The 19,522-nt window shown below is 62.5% G+C and carries 16 protein-coding genes and 1 other RNA gene; 7 read left to right on the forward strand and 10 right to left on the reverse strand.

From position 1 onward, the window contains the following. Positions 1–93: 93 nt before the first annotated feature. From OOZ63_RS27265 to ompA, 10 genes are all read right to left on the reverse strand, one after another. Positions 94–1,200, reverse strand: a complete 1,107-nt coding sequence (locus OOZ63_RS27265; protein WP_266008834.1) for a hypothetical protein — start codon at positions 1,198–1,200, stop codon at positions 94–96. Between the two features lie 128 nt (positions 1,201–1,328). Then, positions 1,329–2,336 carry a restriction endonuclease gene (locus OOZ63_RS27270; RefSeq protein ID WP_266008835.1) on the reverse strand — a complete coding sequence of 336 codons (1,008 nt, stop codon included), beginning with the start codon at positions 2,334–2,336 and terminating at the stop codon, positions 1,329–1,331. A gap of 87 nt (positions 2,337–2,423) precedes the next feature. After that, on the reverse strand, positions 2,424–2,783 hold the full coding sequence (locus OOZ63_RS27275; protein ID WP_266008876.1) for a hypothetical protein: 360 nt from the start codon (positions 2,781–2,783) through the stop codon (positions 2,424–2,426). Positions 2,784–2,788: 5 nt separating this feature from the next. After that, entirely contained in the window at positions 2,789–3,790 is a 1,002-nt protein-coding gene (locus tag OOZ63_RS27280; RefSeq protein WP_266008836.1) for a relaxase/mobilization nuclease domain-containing protein, read from the reverse strand. A 5-nt stretch (positions 3,791–3,795) separates the two neighbouring features. Beyond that, positions 3,796–4,437, reverse strand: a complete 642-nt coding sequence (locus OOZ63_RS27285; RefSeq protein WP_266008838.1) for a hypothetical protein — start codon at positions 4,435–4,437, stop codon at positions 3,796–3,798. Positions 4,438–4,803: 366 nt separating this feature from the next. Next, positions 4,804–6,102: a tyrosine-type recombinase/integrase gene (locus OOZ63_RS27290; RefSeq protein ID WP_266008839.1), complete on the reverse strand. Its 1,299-nt coding sequence runs from the start codon at positions 6,100–6,102 to the stop codon at positions 4,804–4,806. Between the two features lie 182 nt (positions 6,103–6,284). Beyond that, positions 6,285–6,656: a transfer-messenger RNA gene (ssrA, locus tag OOZ63_RS27295) on the reverse strand. A gap of 12 nt (positions 6,657–6,668) precedes the next feature. After that, on the reverse strand, positions 6,669–7,361 hold the full coding sequence (gene gph / locus OOZ63_RS27300) for a phosphoglycolate phosphatase (protein WP_266008840.1): 693 nt from the start codon (positions 7,359–7,361) through the stop codon (positions 6,669–6,671). Then, complete coding sequence (gene ubiG / locus OOZ63_RS27305) at positions 7,358–8,062, reverse strand: bifunctional 2-polyprenyl-6-hydroxyphenol methylase/3-demethylubiquinol 3-O-methyltransferase UbiG (RefSeq protein WP_416234790.1); 705 nt, start codon at positions 8,060–8,062, stop codon at positions 7,358–7,360. The genes gph and ubiG overlap by 4 nt, the downstream gene beginning before the upstream one ends. Positions 8,063–8,146: 84 nt before the next feature. Continuing rightward, the gene (gene ompA, locus OOZ63_RS27310) at positions 8,147–8,794 is read right to left on the reverse strand and encodes an outer membrane protein OmpA (RefSeq protein ID WP_266008843.1); all 648 of its coding nucleotides are present in this window, start codon (positions 8,792–8,794) and stop codon (positions 8,147–8,149) included. A 265-nt stretch (positions 8,795–9,059) separates the two neighbouring features. Here ompA and gyrA point away from each other — a divergent pair, with 265 nt between their 5' ends. The 7 genes from gyrA to rpsA all read left to right on the forward strand — a co-directional run bounded on the left by gyrA (position 9,060) and on the right by rpsA (position 19,473). After that, positions 9,060–11,708, forward strand: coding sequence for a DNA gyrase subunit A (gene gyrA, locus OOZ63_RS27315; RefSeq protein ID WP_266008845.1), 2,649 nt, complete (start codon positions 9,060–9,062; stop codon positions 11,706–11,708). Positions 11,709–11,712: 4 nt separating this feature from the next. After that, positions 11,713–12,327, forward strand: a complete 615-nt coding sequence (locus OOZ63_RS27320; RefSeq protein WP_266008847.1) for a DUF2059 domain-containing protein — start codon at positions 11,713–11,715, stop codon at positions 12,325–12,327. Between the two features lie 36 nt (positions 12,328–12,363). Beyond that, the gene (gene serC, locus OOZ63_RS27325) at positions 12,364–13,479 is read left to right on the forward strand and encodes a 3-phosphoserine/phosphohydroxythreonine transaminase (protein ID WP_266008848.1); all 1,116 of its coding nucleotides are present in this window, start codon (positions 12,364–12,366) and stop codon (positions 13,477–13,479) included. Further along, the gene (pheA, locus tag OOZ63_RS27330; protein WP_266008849.1) at positions 13,472–14,593 is read left to right on the forward strand and encodes a prephenate dehydratase; all 1,122 of its coding nucleotides are present in this window, start codon (positions 13,472–13,474) and stop codon (positions 14,591–14,593) included. Before serC ends, pheA begins: the two co-directional genes overlap by 8 nt. An 83-nt stretch (positions 14,594–14,676) precedes the next feature. After that, on the forward strand, positions 14,677–15,567 hold the full coding sequence (locus tag OOZ63_RS27335) for a prephenate dehydrogenase (protein WP_266008851.1): 891 nt from the start codon (positions 14,677–14,679) through the stop codon (positions 15,565–15,567). Positions 15,568–15,582: 15 nt separating this feature from the next. Beyond that, positions 15,583–17,607, forward strand: a complete 2,025-nt coding sequence (locus OOZ63_RS27340; RefSeq protein WP_266008852.1) for a bifunctional 3-phosphoshikimate 1-carboxyvinyltransferase/cytidylate kinase — start codon at positions 15,583–15,585, stop codon at positions 17,605–17,607. A gap of 156 nt (positions 17,608–17,763) precedes the next feature. Beyond that, positions 17,764–19,473, forward strand: coding sequence for a 30S ribosomal protein S1 (gene rpsA, locus OOZ63_RS27345; RefSeq protein ID WP_137940821.1), 1,710 nt, complete (start codon positions 17,764–17,766; stop codon positions 19,471–19,473). Positions 19,474–19,522 lie beyond the last annotated feature (49 nt).

A 19,522-nucleotide genomic window follows, 5' to 3' on the forward strand; every position in this document is an offset into this window, starting at 1 on the left:
TCTCCGGCGGCAGCATGCGTGCTACCGCTCTGTCCTTGAATGCTTGTCCGTACCTTGCCAACTCGTTCTCACTGCGCCCCCAGGTTCATCGTTCTATCGGGGCGACAAGTATTTTGACGCGGGGGGGCCGTTGGCGAGCAGATCCGCGACGGCTTTCGCGATCTTTGGATGCCAAGTGCTTGTCGAACCCTCTCCCGAAACAGGTGGGGTGCGTAGCTTTCGCTGCAGTCGCTGGATCAACTCGCCACAAACCGCGACGATGTAGTCCCGCCCTTTAGCACGCGCATGGTAGAGATCATCTACCGACATGCCAACGCGAAGTGGTCCAGCCAGCATTTCGATGTGGCCGTATTCACGGAACTCCGGCGAATCTATGCCGAATGCTTCGCGCACCGCGTTATGAAAGCTTGAAATCAGGACTTTGAGCCTGACGTCGTCGGTTCGCATTTCCCAGTCAACACTCTTCGCGGTCAACGCATCGACTTGCGCCATCAGGAGACCGATGGCATTGTTGATCTGCTGTTCAGTTCTCGCGCCACCAGTTGCCATGGAAGTCCTTAGTCGTGGGAGAACCTGTTGAGAGAGGGTTTGCGTGGTGGCTCCGCTTGAGTTGACCCCCTCTGCGGCAAGCGGCTGGTCAGCGGCCTTGACAAAGGCGTTGCGCTCTTCCACCGGCCAGATCCACCAGCTTCTGACCTCTTTCACCATACTGGCATAGGACTCGAACTCGATTAACTTCTCCGCAGGGTTCACATAAGCGTCCCCAATGCTGACGTCGAGGGACCAGCCGGCGTTCCAGAGGGTGCAATCCGCCATCAGCTTCAAGATCCCCAATGCCTGCTCATTCGGCAAACCTGTGGCGGCAGCGATGTCCACCACCTTGACCGGATTCTGCTGGGATTCAAAATATTTCTCGCGCAGCACCGCGTAGACAAGCTCAATGTTGGCCAGTTGGCGGCGAGCAGATTCTGAATCAACCAGCGGCAAGAGGATTGACAGAATCGTATAGCGGTCGTTGTCGCGCTTAAGCCATCGCTCGGCTTCAAGGTCATTGAGCATTTGGAGTTGCTCCCGCCTGGCTACTCGAAACTTGAGCGCCGGCACGGGGCCTCCGAGCTCCTCCATTTGATCGAGCACCTGGGCGAGCAGACTATGCTCGTCAGGAGAGAGCTTCAGATCGGCATCTTTCTCACTATTCATCTCACCCCCTCTTTGAGCCAGCGTCACCTACCTCTCAGCTCGCCTAGCATGTCGTTGAGCGCAGGAGAGCGGCTCGCAGCGAATCTCCGGACGACCTTCCACCTACCAAACTAGCGCGCCGCAACTGGCTACACACGCACGATGCCTGTGCCGGGCGTACGTAGCTTCTGCAGCCAACGCGACAGGCCGTTCTTGTCGATCTCCTTGATAGGATAGCTGCGGGCGGCGATCGTGCTTCTTGAACCAGGGCTCAGTTCAGACGTCGTGACAACGAGACCGAGGTCAGCGCCTTCGAACTGGACGTCCGCCATTAGCCCCTTAACCACGACCTTCTCGACCTTGTCCTTCTGCCGTTTGCATTGAATGAGGCAGTGCGGATTCTCGGTCACCTCGTCGCCCGGCTTCCAGACACGTACGTCGACACCTTCGTCGTTTGAGCCAGGTCCTAGTTCAACGCTGTAGCCTTCTCGATCGAAGAATTCTGCGGTGAGCTGTTCGAACTTTCGCCAGTGCATCAGGGCTAGCTTGTCTTCATTCTGGCTGAGGAAGTCGATGTAGCGCTGGTCGATGAAGCGTCCCAGTTCAGGCGCCTCCTTGGAACCTTTGAATAGTGCCGCCAACGCAATGGGCGAATGCCATTTACGGTATCGGATCAGGGAGTGCGGGCTGAGCGTCACGGCCTTGTTCAGGGCTTCTATGCGCTCCATCGCCATGGTTACGCCAAGCTGACCATACTTCTTGTACGCAGCCATGATGAATGGCCTCGGGTCCATCTGCTTGGTCTTGGCCTCATGCGCTGCCTTCATCATCTTCGGCCACATCCGGACATAGAGCTTCGTGACGCCTGTCCATTGCTCCAATGCGGTATCGCGATATTTGTGAAAGTACTTGGCACCCGTGACGTCGCCGTCGTACTCCTCCGCGGTGTACCCGATGCGGTGCAGGAGCTTGTAGAACAGCGCTTCGTATTCCTCGGAGCGCAGGCGGACCACATACTCCTCCGAAGCCCTGATCGTGTCCGGGTAGCTCGTGCCGGAGAGGGCGTCACAAAGCTCTTCCACAGACAGAGCCAGTCCAGCCTTGTAACCAGCAGTCTCCGAAAGCGAGTCTGCAAGGACCCCTTGGTCGAACGTCATCCCGCCCATCGTTCATCTCCCTCTTTGCCTCGATTGTCCGACGTTGGCGAACACTCAGTCTTCTTTTCGCCACCCGTTGCCCTGTGGTCAGCACAGACCCAAGCGCTCCATCACCCCTCGCACGCGGGCGCCTCCGTCCGGGATCAAGGTGTGCAGATCGGCCCGGCCCCATCTCAGCGCATCCAGACAAGACAGCATGTCGTCACTGATGGCGATGTCGACCGCGCGAAGTTCGAAGGGATCGAGCGCAAAGACCTGCCCGTTGTAGATCTCAGCCAGGAAGCGTGCAACACGGACGATCTGACCAGAGTCGCGCTCCTCGGCCAAACTGAGTAGCCACGCAAAAGCCTGAGCGCCAGCGTGCGTAGCTTGCCGGGACCGCGCATCACAATCAGCGATCTTTGCTCCGATATCGATGTCGGTTGCATGAAGCCCGGGGCGCGGCATGACGCTCACCGTTCAATATCACGGCCTTGCCGGCCCAGGGAATGGATGGGCTCAGCATGAGACGGTCCTGACCGCTCCGGTACCTCGCGCCGCCGCTGCTGGCCGTACTCTTTCGCGAATGCGGATTCCACGACGAAACTGCTGATGCGCTGCGCCAGCTCGCGGTCGCCAGGCTGATCCGATGTCTTGAGCGCGGCCACGATGTGAGCCCAGGCCCGCAGCGCACCCATGCGGCTGCTCTGGTAGGCCTCGCCAGATTTCATCGGCTCCGGGGCAGTGCGCAGACGGCCCTCCTCCCGTGCCTTGCGCTGCCACAAGTGCTCGTAGCGGCGCCCCTCCCCACGGGTGGCCTGGCGCGTGGCCTCTGCCTCGATCCCATAGCCGCGCAGCCGCTCCGCGAAAGTCTCGCGCCAGCGCTGCAGATCCGCCTTGCGCGGATTCAAACGCCTGCCGCTCATGGACTCAGCACGCACGCTCAGATGCACGTGCGGGTTCTCCTGGTGCTCGTGCAGCACCATCACATAGAAGTGGTCCTTCAGCTCGATCTGCGCGAACTCCCGGGCGGCCATCAGGACGATCTGCGCATTGGTGCCGCGTGGCATCGACAGCATCAGGTTGAAGGCTTCCCGGCGAGGGCTGGTCTCCTCAATCAGCGAGCCGCCCCAGCGCCATTGCTCGGCCAGGTCATGCAGCGCTTCCTTGTCCTGGCGAACCACACCCCGCTCGTCCTCGAAGGCCAGTTGACCGTTCTTGCTGATGTAGCGAAAGTGGGCCGCAATGGCGCCCATGCCGCGCCCACCACCGGTGACCTTGACCATGACCTGCGGCGCCCGCCGGGTCACAGTGGCCTCGATGCGCCGACGGATCACCGCAGCCTGGCGGTGCAACAAGACATTCAAGCGCGGCTGCGGTGCCACATTGACGATGCGGTTGCCGGGATAGAACAACCGCTCGCCCCATTGCACCAGCACACCGTCGATCACCGAGGATGAGGTCAGGGGCGCCATGTCGTTCACTCTCCATCTGGCTTGCGAACCGGCCGACGCCATGACGCCGGCACTGCCGCAATCTGGGGCGCAACCGAAGCCAGATGCTGACCCACCGCGGCGGTCAGCCCTGCCACCAGGGCATCGAGGCGTGCAGCCTCAGGGGACGAGGACTGTTCCAGAGCACGCCCCAGGGCCTTCAGACCGCTGTTCAATGCCGCCAACTTCGCATTGGATCGCACCAGCGACGACACAAGCGCCCTGGGGCTGGAATCCAGAGAATCCTCCGATGCCTGCGCATCCAGGAGCTGCGAGACATACATGCCCTGCGACAGCTCTGCAGCACGCGCAGCGCGGGCCAGCATGGCGGCCCGCGCGGCCGGCATGCGCAAGGTCACCTTGGCGAAAGGGGCGTCTTCATGAAGCTGAACCGACGCGGCCGACACCGTGCCCATCGCACCGACCGATGAGGCGTCAACAGCCTGCGCGTCCAGCCACTCTCCAAGCACGGATCTAGCCAGCGCAGCCGCGCTCATGCGGCGCGAGCGCGCGACGGCAGTCAGTGCCGGGCCATGCCGACGGAAGTCGATGGTCAGCCGCTCGCGACTGTTGCTGCCGCTGCGTGACGCATGGGCTCGCGGCTGACGGACGAAGGTGGTGCTTCCCATGACACAAGTTTGCGTCGGGTTCGGCGCTCGGCGCATGCTGAATTTTGCTAAAAATCAGCGCCGGGCGCGGCCCCGCAGAGCCGAACGAATCAGCGTCAACCAAGCTGCGCTCGCCGTCATCACCAAGAAATTCCCCGAACCGAGAAAAACACGTCGGGTGGCCCCTGGGTGGGCCCCTCAGGAATTTTGGCGATCTGAAATGAAAAACGGGTTAGCTGCTTTCGCTGCTAACCCTTTGATTTTTCTTACTATTTTTGGTCGGAACGGTGGGATTCGAACTCACCACCCCATGCAACCTAGACCGATGCTTCGACTCGGAGCGATCGGCGGGACGCAAGACCCCGGACCGAGTCGAGCCATCCATGCTCATGCCGTGTTCTTCCTTTGCAGCGGCAACACCTCCGCACCGTTGCGGATCTTGTCCAGATAGTTTGCCCATGACTGCATCATCTTCCTACGTTGATCAAGGAATTGAGTGCGGTTGTAGGCCCGCCCAAGAGAGTCGGGCACGGCGTGCGCGAGTTGAGCCTCGATGATCTCAGCAGCCACATTGAGTCGCTCGGCGATCATCGTCCGCGCCGTGGCCCTGAAGCCATGCGCCGTCATCTCATCATTGCTGTAGCCCAGCCGGCGGAGGGCGCTGCGCACCGTGTTGTCACTCATGCATCGCTGCCGCGTCGTCAACGCCGGAAACACAAAGCGGCCTGCGCCCGTGATCTGATGCAGTTCCCGCAGTATGCGCAGCGCCTGCGATGCCAAAGGAACGAAGTGAGGCGGCCCGGCCGCCTTGTCCGCCTTACTGCGCTTCATTGTAACGGCGGGCACGGTCAATGTCGTACCTTCAAAATCGATCCACGCCCACTCCATGTGCCGCAGCTCCCCAGGACGCAGCAGCAGGAGTGGCGACAACCGCAGCGCCGCGCGCGTGACAGGCTGACCGGCATAAGCGTCGATATCGCGCATCAGTTTGCCGACCTGCTTCGGCTCCGTAATCGCCGCGTGGTGGCTGACCTGAACGGGTTTCAGCGCGTCCTTCAGGTCAGCAGCCGGGTTGCGTCGGCACGCCCCAATGGCGATGCCATACCGGAAGACCTGGCCGCAGGCGTGTTTGATGCGATGTGCCGTCTCGACCGCACCACGCGCTTCGACCCGCCTGAGGCACTGAAGGAGTTCAGGCGGCTCGATCTCCCCTATCGGTCGCCTGCCGATCCAAGGAAAGGCGTCCTGCTCAAGCCGGATCTGGGTGCGCTTGGCATGCCCCTCAGTTACCTTTGCCTGATGTACCGTATCGAGCCATTCTCGGGCGACGGCCTCGAACGATCCGATTGCCGGCAAACCGGCTTCGCCGCGCGACTCCGCCTCGCGCTGCCGCGAGGCTTCGGCTTTGGCCTCCGTCCGCGCCTCACTGGGGTCCATGCCCTGCGCGACCAGGCGCCGGGCTTCGTCAGCCTTCTGCCGGGCCAGCGACAAGCCGGTATCCGGATAGGTGCCCAGGCTCAGCGTTTTGCGACGCCCCTGGAAGCTGTAGTCCAGGCGCCAGCCGTGCGAGCCGCCGCGAACAAAGAGAAGCAGGTACAGGCCGTCACCGTCGCCCAGACGCTTGCGGGGGTCCCCCGGCTTGACGGTCCGGATCGTCAGATCGGACGAAATGAGGTTGCGAGCCATGCAGTAACTCCTGACGCACATCGCGTGCTTTTTTCAGGTTACTGCGAAAGTTACTGCATTGCCAATCGGGAAGTCTGGGGACGTCACGGGATGCCGCGAGCAAAGAAAAAGGCCTAAGTGCTTGATTCACTTAGGCCTTTCGGGTTTCTCGGGACCGTCTGGGACGTCCTGAAAACAGTAAATGGTGGAGCCGGGGGGAATTGAACCCCCGTCCGCAAGCCATCACCGAGCAGTTCTACATGTGTAGCCGTCTGATTTGAATCTCGCGTTCAGGTCGCGCAGCGGCACGCTACCTTTCCCGCCAGTCACTAAATCTTGTTCCCTATCGAGTGACCCGACAAGAAACCAGCCGATGTGAATGACTTCTCAGCTTTCCGTCTTGCGACTTGAGCCCGGCCCATCGGCCTGCCGTTGAGAAGCTCAACTGCAATTAAGCAGCGAGTGCGAACGTAGAGTCGTTTGCAGTTACTTTGTTTCCAGTGGTTTTACGAGCGGACTGGTGCTCGACATGCCCTACTTCGGATCCGCACCCACGTCGAAACCGGGTCGGCCCCAAGCCCAGTAGTTTAAGGCAGAACCAGTTCTTTCAAGAGCTGGGCCGGCTCATTGATGACAATATCTGCGCCCCAGGTCTCGACGCCGGCGCCCTGACCCAGATAGCCCCATCCGGCAGCGACCGTGGCCATGCCGGCGGCGCGCCCGGCTTGCACATCACGTTCATCGTCGCCGACGTATACACACAGGTCCGGAGCGATGCCCAGGCGACGCGCCGCTTCCAGCAATGGGCCGGGATGCGGCTTGGCATGCGGTGTGGTGTCGCCGCCGATGACCACGCCGGACTGCTCGAACAGGCCCAGTGCCCGTGTCATCGGCAGCGCGAAGCGCTCGGCCTTGTTGGTTACGATGGCCCAGGGCATGGCCGCCACGCTCAGTGCATGCAGCACGGGCTGCATCGCGTCAAACACAGCGGTCAGACGCAACATACGACGCTCGTAACGATCCAGAAAATCAGCGCGCAGCACCTCATAGTCCGGATGAGCAGGACCGATGTCGAGCGCCCGACCCAGCATACCGCGCGCACCCGAGCCAACCATTGGACGCAGCGCCTCATAGGGCAAGGGATCAAGGCCGCGTTCGATACGCATCTCGTTGGCCGAGCCAGCCAAATCAGGAGCGCTGTCAATCAGCGTGCCATCAAGGTCGAACAACACGGCACGGACATGGGCAAGCGAAGCGGCCGGGGCCAGGACTGCACTCATACCGCGGGCCTGCGACAGGCTATCAAGTAATTGACATCGGTATCGGTGCCAAGGCTGTAGCGCTGGGTCAAAGGGTTATAGCTCAGGCCCTTACTGCTGTGCAGCTCGAGACCGGCATCACGGCCGAACTGCGCCAGCTCCGACGGCTTCAGGAAACGCGCGTATTCATGCGTGCCAGCCGGCAACATCTTCAGCACATATTCGGCGCCGACGATGGCCAGCATGAAGGATTTGAAATTTCGGTTCAGGGTCGAAAAGAACAACCAGCCCCCTGGCTTGGCTAGCTCAGCGCACGCACGCACCACCGAGGCGGGATCAGGCACGTGCTCGAGCATTTCCATGCAAGTCACGACGTCGAACGAAGCAGGTCGCTCGGCTGCCAGCGCTTCGACCGCAACCTCGCGGTACTCGACGTTCTCGGTACCCGCTTCCATCGCATGCAGCTGAGCGACTTTCAGTGGTTTGGTGGACAGATCGATGCCCAGCACGCGCGCACCTTTGCGCGCCATCGAGTCGGTCAAGATCCCGCCACCACAACCGACATCCAGCGCATCGAGTCCAGCCAGCGGACACAGGCTGTTGATCCAAGCCAGACGCAACGGGTTGATCTGGTGCAGGGGCTTGAATTCGCTGTCGGGATCCCACCAGCGATGGGCCAGCTCGCCGAACTTGGCGAGCTCTTGAGGGTCGGCATTGATCATGGGCGGCAATGATAGGGCAATAAAAAAACCCCGCCGAGCCGAACTCCTGCGGGGTTGGTCCTCAAGCGGCCGAAGCCGCCGAGATCACTTCTTGTTGCGGGTACCGACGACTTCGATTTCGACGCGACGATTCTTGGCGCGGCCTTCGGCAGTCTTGTTGTCAGCAACCGGCTGCTTCTCGCCCTTGCCTTCGGTGTAGACGCGGTTCTTTTCGACGCCCTTAGAGACCAGATAGGCCTTCACAGCTTCGGAACGCGACACCGACAGCTTCTGGTTGTAGGCATCGGAGCCGACCGAGTCGGTATGACCCACGGCAATGATGACTTCCAGATTGATGCCACCGGTCTTGGAGACCAGGTCATCCAGCTTAGCCTTGGCTTCGGACTTCAGCACCGACTTGTCGAAGTCGAAGAAGGCGTCAGCAGCAAAGGTCACCTTCTCGCTCACGGGAGCGGGCGGCACGACCGGTGCGGGCGGCTTCACGACAGGAGCCGGCGGCGGAGCGACCGGCTTGGGCGGCTCAACCTTCGGTGCGGGCTTCAGGGCGCCATCGCAATCCTTGGCGGCAGTTGCCGGGGTCCAATTGCTGTTGCGCCAGCAATATTCGTTGGTGCCGTTCTTCCAGACGGTACCGTCTGTTGCACGCCAGTTGTCGACGGTCTGTGCAAAAGCGCCAGACGAAGCAACAACAGCGACTGCGAAGAGCGACGCCACGCGATTCAATTTCTTCATGATTCTCCTCTCAAGGAAGGCCGCAGTTGCCCTGCGAAATTTTCCAAAGCTGGAACTAAACCTCAGGAAGATTCCCAGCATTCGGGTTTCTCCTAGGGACTCGTCGATTGTGCCATAGGGCACCCAGACGGTTTGCATTGTGGCGGCGCCCGCCGCACCACATCACGCCAATGTTGCGCAGCCACTACAGCGCCGCGCAATTAGAATTCGCGATCCTGTCTCTATTGACGTTGGCCGCACCACGGGGTGTGAGCCGCGCCCGCGCATGACCCAGTTCGCCAAGGAAACCCTGCCCATCAGCCTGGAAGAGGAGATGCGGCGTTCGTACCTCGACTACGCGATGAGCGTGATCGTCGGACGCGCCCTCCCCGACGCCCGCGACGGCCTCAAGCCGGTGCACCGGCGCGTGCTTTACGCCATGAATGAAATGGGTAACACGTACAACGCCAAGTACCGCAAGAGTGCCCAGGCCGTTGGTGAAACCATGGGTAAATATCACCCGCATGGCGACTCCGCCATTTACGACACCATCGTGCGGATGGCCCAACCCTTCAGCCTGCGCCACATGCTGATCGATGGGCAAGGCAATTTCGGCTCCATCGACGGTGATAACGCAGCAGCAATGCGATACACCGAAATTCGTCTCGACAAAATCGCTCACGAATTGTTGGCGGACATCGACAAGGAAACTGTCGATTTCGGACCAAACTACGACGGCAGTCTCAAGGAGCCGCTGGTCCTGCCCGCCCGCTTGCCGAATCTGCTGATCAACGGCGCTTCCGGCATCGCAGTTGGCATGGCGACCAACATCCCGCCTCACAACCTCAACGAGGTCGTTGACGCTTGCTTGCATTCGCTGAAGAACCCGGACTGCTCGATCGACGAGTTGATGGAGATCATCCCAGCGCCCGACTTCCCGACGGCCGGCATCATCTACGGCATGTCCGGCGTGCGCGAAGGCTACCGTACCGGCCGCGGCAAGGTCGTGATGCGCGCCAAGGTCCATTTCGAGGACATCGACAAGGGTTCGCGCCAGTCCATCATCGTCGATGAGATCCCCTACCAGGTCAACAAGAAGACCTTGCTGGAGCGCATTGCCGAGCTGGTCCACGAGAAAAAGATCGAGGGCATCAGCCACATCCAGGACGAGAGCGACAAGTCCGGCATGCGCGTGGTGATCGAGCTCAAGCGCGGCGAAGTGCCTGAGGTCGTGCTGAACAATCTGTACAAGCAGACCCAGCTGCAGGACAGCTTCGGCATGAACATGATTGCGCTGATCGACGGTCAGCCCAAGCTGTGCAACTTGAAGGACCTGATCACGGTCTTCCTGGAGCATCGTCGTGAGGTCGTGACGCGACGCACGATGTTCGAACTGCGCAAGGCACGCGAACGTGGCCATGTGCTGGAAGGCCTGGCCGTTGCACTAGCCAATATCGACGAGTTCATCGAGACCATCAAGAATTCGCCGACCCCGCCGGTCGCCAAGGCCGCGCTGATGGCCAAGAGCTGGGACAGCTCGCTGGTGCGCGAGATGCTGGTGCGCGCCGAGGGCGACACGCCCGGCGGCCGCGGAGCCTTCCGCCCCGAGGGCCTGCCGGCGATGTACGGCATGCAAACGGATGGCCTGTACCGGCTGTCCGACGACCAAGCCGGTGAAATCCTGCAGATGCGTCTGCAGCGCCTGACCGGCCTGGAGCAGGACAAGATCGTCGGCGAGTACAAGGATGTGATGGCCGTGATCGCCGACTTGCTTGACATCCTGGCCAAGCCCGAGCGCGTCACCGTCATCATCGGCGAGGAGCTGGTGCAGGTTCGCCAAGAGTTCGGCCAGACCAAGCTGGGTGCGCGCCGCAGCGTGATCGAGCACAACGCCCAGGAGTTGGGCACCGAGGACCTGATCACGCCCACCGACATGGTCGTGACACTCTCTCACACCGGCTACATCAAGAGCCAGGCACTCAGCGAGTACCGCGCCCAAAAGCGTGGAGGCCGCGGCAAGCAGGCGACACAGACCAAGGAAGACGACTGGGTCGACCAACTCTTCATCGCCAATACGCACGACTGGATCCTGTGCTTCTCCAATCGCGGTCGCGTCTACTGGCTGAAGGTCTGGGAAGTGCCACAGGGCTCGCGCAACTCGCGCGGCAAACCCATCGTCAATATGTTCCCGCTGCAACAAGACGAGAAGATCACCGTCGTGCTGCCGCTGACCGGCGAGTTCCGCGTCTTCCCCGAGGATCACTTCATCTTCATGGCCACCGCCCTGGGCACGGTCAAGAAGACCTCGCTGAAGGACTTCAGCAACCCGCGTAAGGCCGGCATCATCGCGGTCGACCTGGATGAAGGGGACCATCTGATCGGTGCCGCGCTGACCGACGGCAAGCATGATGTGATGCTCTTCAGCGATGGCGGCAAGGCGGTGCGCTTCGACGAGGACGATGTGCGTCCGATGGGCCGTCAGGCACGCGGCGTGCGCGGCATGATGTTGGAGCCCGATCAGCGCCTGATCGCGATGTTGGTGGCGGAAGATGAAAACCAGAGCGTGTTGACCGCCACCGAAAATGGCTACGGCAAGCGCACCGCAATTACCGAATACACCCGCCATGGCCGTGGCACCAAGGGCATGATCGCTATCCAGCAGAGCGAGCGCAACGGGCGCGTCGTGGCCGCCACCCTGGTGCATGCCGATGACGAGATCATGCTGATCACCGACAAGGGCGTGCTGGTGCGCACCCGCGTTAGCGAGATCCGCGAGCTGGGCCGAGCCACCCAAGGCGTGACCCTGATCGCGCTGGACGATGGCGCCAAGCTGTCGGGCCTGCAGCGCATCGTCGAAAACGATGCGAACGACAGCAGCGATGCTGAAACCCCAGCCGACGACAGCAGCGCTGCCGACGATGCCAACAAGGAATGATGTTTTGAACTCTCAGTCCCTGAAAACTCTCGCCGCCGCCGCACTGCTGGCCGCTTCCGCCCAAAACGTACTGGCCCAGGCTTCGCCGGCAGCGCAGCCCGCAACGGCCGCCGCCAGCAGCAGCCCCGCCAAGAAGGAACTGGTGGCCAAGCTCTTGCAACTGCAACAGCCCGGCTTCGAGACCCTAGGACGCAGCCTTCTGCAACGCCCCGTCACACAACTGATGCAGGGCGCGAGCCAGGCCCTGCAGCAAGTGCCGCCGGAAAAGCGCGAAGCCACCATCAAGGCCATCGATACCGACATCAAGAAATTTGTCGACGAGACCGGCGGCTTGATGCGCGACCGCGCCATCAAGCTGGCGCCGTCAACTGTCGGCGCAATGTTGGAAGAGCGCTTCACCGAAGACGAGCTCAAGCAATTGGTGGCATGGTTCGAATCACCCATCAACAAGAAGTACAACCAGATGGGCGCAGAGATGCAAAAGGCGCTGACCGAGAAATTGGTCGCCGAGACCCGCAGCACGGTTGAGACCCGACTCAAGACGCTGGAGCAAAGCGTGGCCAAGCAATTGGGCATCACCCCTGCGCCAGCGCCTGCCGCCAGCCCCGCCAAGAAGTAAGCAACGCCAGCCTCACAAGCTCAGCCGCCACGATCCATGACCCAGCGCCCGTTCAATTTCTCCGCCGGCCCTGCCGCCCTGCCCGAAGAGGTGTTGCGCCAAGTGGCCGCGGAGATGCTGGACTGGCAGGGCTCGGGCATGAGCGTGATGGAAATGAGCCATCGCGGCCGCGAGTTCATGTCAATCGCCGAGACGGCCGAGCGCGATCTTCGGGAGCTGCTCCAGGTGCCGGCCAACTTCCGCATCCTGTTCATGCAGGGCGGCGGCTTGGCCGAGAACGCGATCGTGCCGCTGAATCTCTCGCGCGGCGGTAAAGTGGACGTCGTGGTCAGCGGATCCTGGTCGAAGAAGAGCGCCGAGGAAGCCCGCCGCTACGCAGATGTGCAAATCGCAGCCGACGGTGCTGCGTCCAGCTACACCGCGCTGCCCGGCGACTGGCGGCTTCGCAAAGATGCGGCCTACGTCCATATCTGCAGCAACGAGACCATCGACGGCACCGAGTTCCACACCCTGCCCGACCTCAAGGCCATGGGCAGCGAGGCGCCGTTGGTGGCCGATGTGTCTTCGCATCAGCTCTCTCGGGCCATCGACTGGTCCAAGCTAGGCCTGGCCTTTGGCGGCGCGCAGAAGAATATCGGCCCCGCCGGCGTGACCCTGGTCTATGTGCGCGAGGATCTGCTGGGTCATGCATTACCGGCCTGCCCGTCGGCCTTCGACTACAAGATCGTGGCCGATGCGCAGTCGATGTTCAACACGCCGCCAACCTTCGCGATTTATGTCGCGGGCCTGGTGTTCCAGTGGCTGAAGAAATTCAGCTACGGCGGCAAGACCGGCCTGGCCGCAATCGAGCAGCGCAATATCGACAAGGCCAATCTGCTCTACGGCGCACTGGACGGTTCGGGCCTGTTTGAAAACCGCGTCGCGGCCGACTGCCGCTCGCGCATGAATATTCCGTTCTATCTGCGCGGTCAATACAACACCGAGCGCTTGAACGACGCCTTCCTGGCTGGTGCCAGGGAACGCGGGCTGCTGCAACTCAAAGGCCACAAGTCTGTGGGCGGCATGCGTGCATCCATCTACAACGCCATGCCGCTGGAAGGCGTGCAGGCGCTGGTCACGTATCTGAAGGACTTTGAGACAAGCCATGGCTGATAGCCCGAAACCTGGCAGCATTCCCGGCGCCGATCCCGAATTGCTGAAACTGCGCGATCAGATCGACGCGGTCGACCAGCAATTGCTGCAGTTGCTGAATCGTCGCGCAACGCTGGCCTGTGAGGTCGGCGAGCTGAAGAAAAAAGAGGGCTCGGTGGTCTTCCGCCCCGAGCGCGAGGCCCAGGTCATTGGGGGACTGAAATCCCGCAATGCCGGTCCGCTGAAGAGCGACAGTGTGGCGCCGATCTGGCGCGAGATCATGTCGGCTTGTCGCGCGCTAGAAACACCGACCCGCGTGGCCTATCTGGGCCCGGCCGGCACCTTCAGCGAGCAGGCCGCGCTGGGTTTTTTCGGCAGCTCCATCGTGCAAGTGCCCTGCACCAGCATCGACGAGGTGTTCCGTACCACCACCGCTGGCGCCGCCGATTTCGGCGTCGTACCGGTCGAGAACTCGACCGAGGGCGTGGTCGCGCGCTCGCTGGACCTCTTTCTTACCACGCCACTGTTCATCATCGGCGAGACCAGCTTGTTCGTGCGCCACAACCTGCTGCGGCGTGAAAACTCTCTGGACGATATCCAGGCCGTCTGCGCGCACCCTCAGGCCCTGGCCCAGTGCCATGGTTGGCTGTCGACCCATCTGCCCCATGCCGAGCGCCGCCCTGTGTCCAGCAATGCCGAGGGCGCCCGCCTGGCCTCGCTGGACAAACGCCTGGCCGGCATCGCCAGCGAGCGCGCCGGCAGCGAGTACGGCCTGCATCTGGTGGCCCCCGCCATCCAGGACGATGCCCACAACCGGACCCGCTTTGCCATCGTCACGCACCCGGATCGGCATCCTGCCCCCAAGGCATCGGGCAACGACTGCATCAGTCTGGTGGTCTCGGTGACCAACAAGCCCGGAGCGGTGCACGACATGCTGGTGCCGCTGAAGGAGCGCGGCGTCTCGATGACGCGTTTCGAGTCGCGCCCGGCCCGCTCGGGTCAGTGGGAGTACTACTTCTACATCGATCTGCAAGGCCACCCCGACCAGCCCCATGTCGCCCAGGCGATGCGCGAGTTGCGCGAGGCCTGCGCCTTCTTCAAACTGCTGGGCACTTACCCTTTGGATAGCCACTGAGATGATCCGCCCCCACGTTCACTTCGTTCCTTGCCCCTCGGGGGGGCGTTCAGCGCCCTTCGCACGGGCAGGCGGACGCTGATATGTATAAACAACTCGGTGTGATCGGCTGCGGCCTGATGGGTGGCTCGTTCGCGTTGGCGATGAAGAAGGCCGGCCTCGTCAAACGCATCGTCGGCTACAGCAAGTCGCCGTCGACCACCGAAACGGCCAAGCGCCTGGGTGTCATCGATATGGTGGCCGAATCTGCGCTGCAGGCAGTAGCCGGCTCGGACATCGTGCTGCTGGCCGTTCCGGTGGCAGCCACCGAAGCCAGCCTGCGCGCGGTGCGCCATCTGGTCGAGCGCAAGGTGCTGTTCATGGATGTCGGCTCGACCAAATGCGATGTGGCCGAGGCGGCACGACGCGCGCTGGGCGACAAGCTGCCCGCCTTTGTGCCGGCCCATCCGATTGCCGGCAAGGAGTCGGGCGGCGTGCAGAACGCTGACGCCACGCTCTACCAGGGCCGCCAAGTCATCCTGACGCCGCTGCCCGAGACCGATGCCGGTCTGGTGCAAAAGGCCACAGACATCTGGTCGGCCCTGGGATCCCAGGTGTTGAAGATGACCCCCGAGAACCACGACGCCGCTTTTGCCGCCGTCAGCCACTTACCGCACCTGTTGGCCTTCGCCTTTTTCCAGGCGGTGGCCAGCCAGCCCGCTGGTCGCGACTATCTGAGCCTGGCGGGCCCGGGCTTTCGCGACTTCACCCGCATCGCCGCCAGCGAGCCAGCGGTCTGGCGCGACATTCTGATGGCCAACAAGGGCGAGTTGCTGGCGCAGTCGCGCCTGTTCCGGCAAGCGCTCGACGCACTGGAAGCCATGATCCACAGCGGCGATGCCGCTGCGCTGGAAGCTCGCATCCGTCTGATCGCCGAGGCCCGTGCCAATTGGCATATGAATGCGCCGCGCGCCACTACGCGCAAAGACAACTGATTTTCTGACCTCTGCATGTTCAAGATCCCCTTCCTCGACCTGCCGCCGCTGCGCAGCGCCGCAGGCACCGTGCGCCTGCCGGGCTCCAAAAGCATCTCCAACCGGGTGCTGCTGCTGGCCGGCCTGTCCGAGGGCACGACGCTCGTCCACGATCTGCTGGACTCCGACGACACCGCCGTGATGCTGACCGCGCTGAAGGAACTCGGCTGCACCTTGGATCAGACAGCGGGCGGGCCACTTAAGGTGACCGGCATCGGCGCCCGCCTGGGCGCTCAGCAGGCCAAGCTCTTCCTCGGCAATGCCGGCACCGCGATGCGGCCGCTGACCGCCGCGCTGGCCCTGCTCGCCGCCACTCAGGGGGGCGACTTCGAGCTCAGCGGCGTGCCACGCATGCATGAGCGGCCGATCGGCGATCTGGTCGATGCGCTGCGCGGCCTAGGCTGCGAGATCGAATGTCTGGGCCAGCCGGGCTATCCGCCGCTGCGCCTGCGTGGCCCATCGAGCCTGCGCCTGAGCGAGCCGGTGCGCGTACGCGGCGATGTCTCCAGCCAATTTCTGACCGCGCTGCTGCTGGCCCTGCCCCTCGTGGCCGAGCAGGATGTGCAGATCGAGGTGATCGGAGAACTGATCTCCAAGCCCTATATCCACATCACGCTCGAGTTGCTCAAGCGCTTTGGCATCGAGGTGCGGCGCGAAAGCTGGCAGCGATTCACGATACCGGCCGGCAGCCGCTACCGCTCGCCGGGGGAGGTTCACGTCGAGGGCGACGCCTCGTCGGCCTCCTATTTTGTCGCGCTGGGCGCGATTGCAGCCCTTGACGCGCCGGTCCGTATCGAGGGCGTAGGCTCAGCCTCGCTGCAGGGAGATGTGCGCTTTGTCGAGGCAGCCAGGGCCATGGGCGCCCTGATCGAGTCCGGGCCCAACTGGCTGGAAGTCCGGCGCGGCGCCTGGCCTTTGAAGGCATTGGATCTTGACTGCAATCACATCCCTGACGCGGCAATGACGCTGGCCGTGATGGCGCTGTATGCCGACGGCCCCAGCACCCTGCGCAATATCGCCTCTTGGCGCGTCAAGGAAACCGACCGCCTGACCGCAATGGCCGTCGAGTTACGCAAGCTCGGCGCCGAGGTCGACGAAGGTCCGGACTGGCTGCGCGTGCAGCCGCCAAAGACGTGGCGGCCTGCCGCCATCCACACCTACGACGACCATCGGGTCGCGATGTGCTTCTCACTTGCCGCATTCAACGGCCTGGTCACGGCCCCTGACGGACCAGCCCTCCCGGTGCGCATCCTCGAGCCGCACTGCGTGGCCAAGACCTTCCCCGACTATTTCGAGACTCTGTTTGAGCTGGTGCAAGCCCGCCCCGACGACATCCCAGTGCTGACCATCGATGGCCCGACCGCGTCCGGCAAGGGCACCCTGGCAGATGAGGTCGCCCATGCTCTGGGCTATATCGTGCTGGATTCGGGCGCGCTGTACCGTGCCGCCGGCCTGGCAGCCTCACGTGCAGGCATCGATCTGGACGATGGCGCAGCGGTCGCCCGCATCACGGCAGGGCTGGATCTGCGCTTTCGCAAGGGCCGGGCTTATCTGGGCGATGAGGACATTAGCGAGCTCTTGCGCGCCGAAGCCGTCGGCCTGATGGCCTCCCAGGTGGCGGTCCATGCCGAAGTGCGCGCCGCGCTGAACCAGTTGCAGCTCGATTTCCGCCAGTTGCCCGGCCTGGTAGCCGACGGCCGCGATATGGGTTCGGCCGTGTTTCCAGACGCTGCGCTGAAGGTATTCCTGACCGCGAGCGCCCAGACGCGCGCCGAGCGCCGCCATAAGCAATTGATTTCCAAGGGAATTCCGGCTAATATCGCGGGCTTGCGTGCAGATTTAGAAGCACGGGACGCCCGCGACAGCAATCGCAGCGCCTCGCCTTTGAAGCCCGCCGCAGATGCGCAAAGCCTCGACAACTCGGCCCAGACCATTGAGCAATCAAGGGATCAAGTGCTGGGTTGGTGGGAAGAGCGCCGGCCGTTTCAAACCCAGCGTTGAGTGGGAGACGGTCCAGGCCTGAGAAGCCAGGGCCCGCTGCCCTTCCCTCCGAACGCCAGTTCATCGAGGGCGGCGATGTCTACAACCTAACCCGCAAGCCCGTCTTGCACCCACCGCGCCTGGACCAAACGCCTTGGTCGACGCACAGGAAACACAATGTCCCAAACCCAAACCGCTTCTGGCATGGACTCCTTCGCAGCAATGTTCGAAGAGTCGCTGCAGAAGTCCGACATGCGCGCCGGCGAAGTGATCTCCGCTGAAGTCGTTCGCGTCGAGCACAGCTTCGTCGTCGTCAACGCAGGCCTGAAGTCCGAAGCCTACGTGCCTATCGAAGAATTCAAGAACGACCAGGGCGAACTGGAAGTTCAAGTCGGTGACTTCGTGTCCGTGGCCATCGACGCCATCGAAAACGGCTACGGCGACACCATCCTGTCGCGCGACAAGGCTAAGCGCCTGGCCTCGTGGCTGAGCCTGGAAACCGCACTGGAGTCGGGCGACTTCGTGACCGGTACCGTGTCGGGCAAGGTCAAGGGCGGCCTGACCGTCCTCGTCAACGGCATCCGTGCCTTCCTGCCGGGTTCGCTGCTGGACACCCGTCCGGTCAAGGACATGAGCCCGTACGAGGGCAAGACCATGGAGTTCAAGGTCATCAAGCTGGACCGCAAGCGCAACAACGTCGTGTTGTCGCGCCGCGCTGTGGTCGAGGCTTCGATGGGCGAAGAGCGCGCCAAGTTGCTCGAAACCCTGTCCGAAGGCGCCATCGTCAACGGCGTGGTCAAGAACATCACCGAATACGGTGCCTTCGTGGATCTGGGCGGCATCGACGGCCTGCTGCACATCACCGACATGGCATGGCGCCGTGTCCGTCACCCGTCGGAAGTCGTGACGGTTGGCCAGGAACTGACCGCCAAGGTCCTGAAGTTCGACGCCGAGAAGAACCGCGTCTCGCTGGGCCTGAAGCAGCTGGGCGATGACCCGTGGTTCGGCGTTGCTCGCCGCTACCCGACCAGCACCCGCCTGTTCGGCAAGGTCACCAACATCGCAGACTACGGCGCGTTCGTCGAGATCGAGCCGGGCATCGAAGGCCTGGTGCACGTCTCCGAAATGGACTGGACCAACAAGAACGTCGCACCTTCGAAGATCGTCTCGCTGGGCGACGAAGTCGAAGTCATGGTGCTGGAGATCGACGAAGACAAGCGTCGCATCTCGCTGGGCATGAAGCAGTGCAAGGCCAATCCTTGGGAAGAATTCGCCGAGAACGTCAAGCGCGGCGACAAGGTCAAGGGCCCGGTCAAGTCGATCACCGACTTCGGCGTGTTCGTCGGCCTGGCTCAAGGCATCGACGGTCTGGTGCACCTGTCCGACCTGTCCTGGGACGAGACCGGCGAAGCTGCCGTGCGCAACTTCAAGAAGGGCCAGGAAGTCGAAGCAGTCGTGCTGGCCGTGGATGTCGAGCGCGAGCGCATCTCGCTGGGCATCAAGCAGTTGGACAGCGACCCCTTCACCGCCTACACCACGGTCAATGACCGCGGCATGTCGGTGACCGGCAAGGTCAAGACGGTTGACGCGCGCGGCGCCGAAATCGAACTGGCCGATGGCGTGCTGGGCTACCTGCGCGCTTCGGAAATCTCCCGCGACCGCGTGGAAGACGCCCGCAACGTCCTGAAGGAAGGCGACGAAGTCACCTCCATCGTCGTCAACATCGACCGCAAGACCCGCAACATCCAGCTGTCGATCAAGGCCAAGGACAATGCAGACAGCCAAGAGGCAATGCAGCGTCTGTCCGCCACGTCCGAGCGTGAGAACGCCGGTACGACCAGCCTGGGCGCCTTGCTGCGCGCCAAGCTGGACAACCAAGGGAACTAATCCCTGTCTCGAGACGCCCGGGCTCTGGTAGCCTTGGCGTTGCGGTGAC

The sequence above is a fragment of the Paucibacter sp. PLA-PC-4 genome (genome assembly GCF_026241155.1).
GTDB lineage: Bacteria > Pseudomonadota > Gammaproteobacteria > Burkholderiales > Burkholderiaceae_C > Roseateles_E.

Coding starts and splice junctions, on each gene's coding strand:
- ubiG (WP_416234790.1), bottom strand. CDS start 8,062: ATGATCAATGCCGACCCTCAAGAGCTCGCCAAGTTCGGCGAGCTGGCC.
- gyrA (WP_266008845.1), top strand. CDS start 9,060: ATGACCCAGTTCGCCAAGGAAACCCTGCCCATCAGCCTGGAAGAGGAG.
- gph (WP_266008840.1), bottom strand. CDS start 7,361: ATGAGTGCAGTCCTGGCCCCGGCCGCTTCGCTTGCCCATGTCCGTGCC.
- OOZ63_RS27285 (WP_266008838.1), bottom strand. CDS start 4,437: ATGGGAAGCACCACCTTCGTCCGTCAGCCGCGAGCCCATGCGTCACGC.
- OOZ63_RS27280 (WP_266008836.1), bottom strand. CDS start 3,790: ATGGCGCCCCTGACCTCATCCTCGGTGATCGACGGTGTGCTGGTGCAA.
- serC (WP_266008848.1), top strand. CDS start 12,364: ATGACCCAGCGCCCGTTCAATTTCTCCGCCGGCCCTGCCGCCCTGCCC.
- OOZ63_RS27265 (WP_266008834.1), bottom strand. CDS start 1,200: ATGAATAGTGAGAAAGATGCCGATCTGAAGCTCTCTCCTGACGAGCAT.
- OOZ63_RS27335 (WP_266008851.1), top strand. CDS start 14,677: ATGTATAAACAACTCGGTGTGATCGGCTGCGGCCTGATGGGTGGCTCG.
- OOZ63_RS27270 (WP_266008835.1), bottom strand. CDS start 2,336: ATGACGTTCGACCAAGGGGTCCTTGCAGACTCGCTTTCGGAGACTGCT.
- rpsA (WP_137940821.1), top strand. CDS start 17,764: ATGTCCCAAACCCAAACCGCTTCTGGCATGGACTCCTTCGCAGCAATG.
- pheA (WP_266008849.1), top strand. CDS start 13,472: ATGGCTGATAGCCCGAAACCTGGCAGCATTCCCGGCGCCGATCCCGAA.
- OOZ63_RS27275 (WP_266008876.1), bottom strand. CDS start 2,783: ATGCCGCGCCCCGGGCTTCATGCAACCGACATCGATATCGGAGCAAAG.
- ompA (WP_266008843.1), bottom strand. CDS start 8,794: ATGAAGAAATTGAATCGCGTGGCGTCGCTCTTCGCAGTCGCTGTTGTT.
- OOZ63_RS27290 (WP_266008839.1), bottom strand. CDS start 6,102: ATGGCTCGCAACCTCATTTCGTCCGATCTGACGATCCGGACCGTCAAG.
- OOZ63_RS27340 (WP_266008852.1), top strand. CDS start 15,583: ATGTTCAAGATCCCCTTCCTCGACCTGCCGCCGCTGCGCAGCGCCGCA.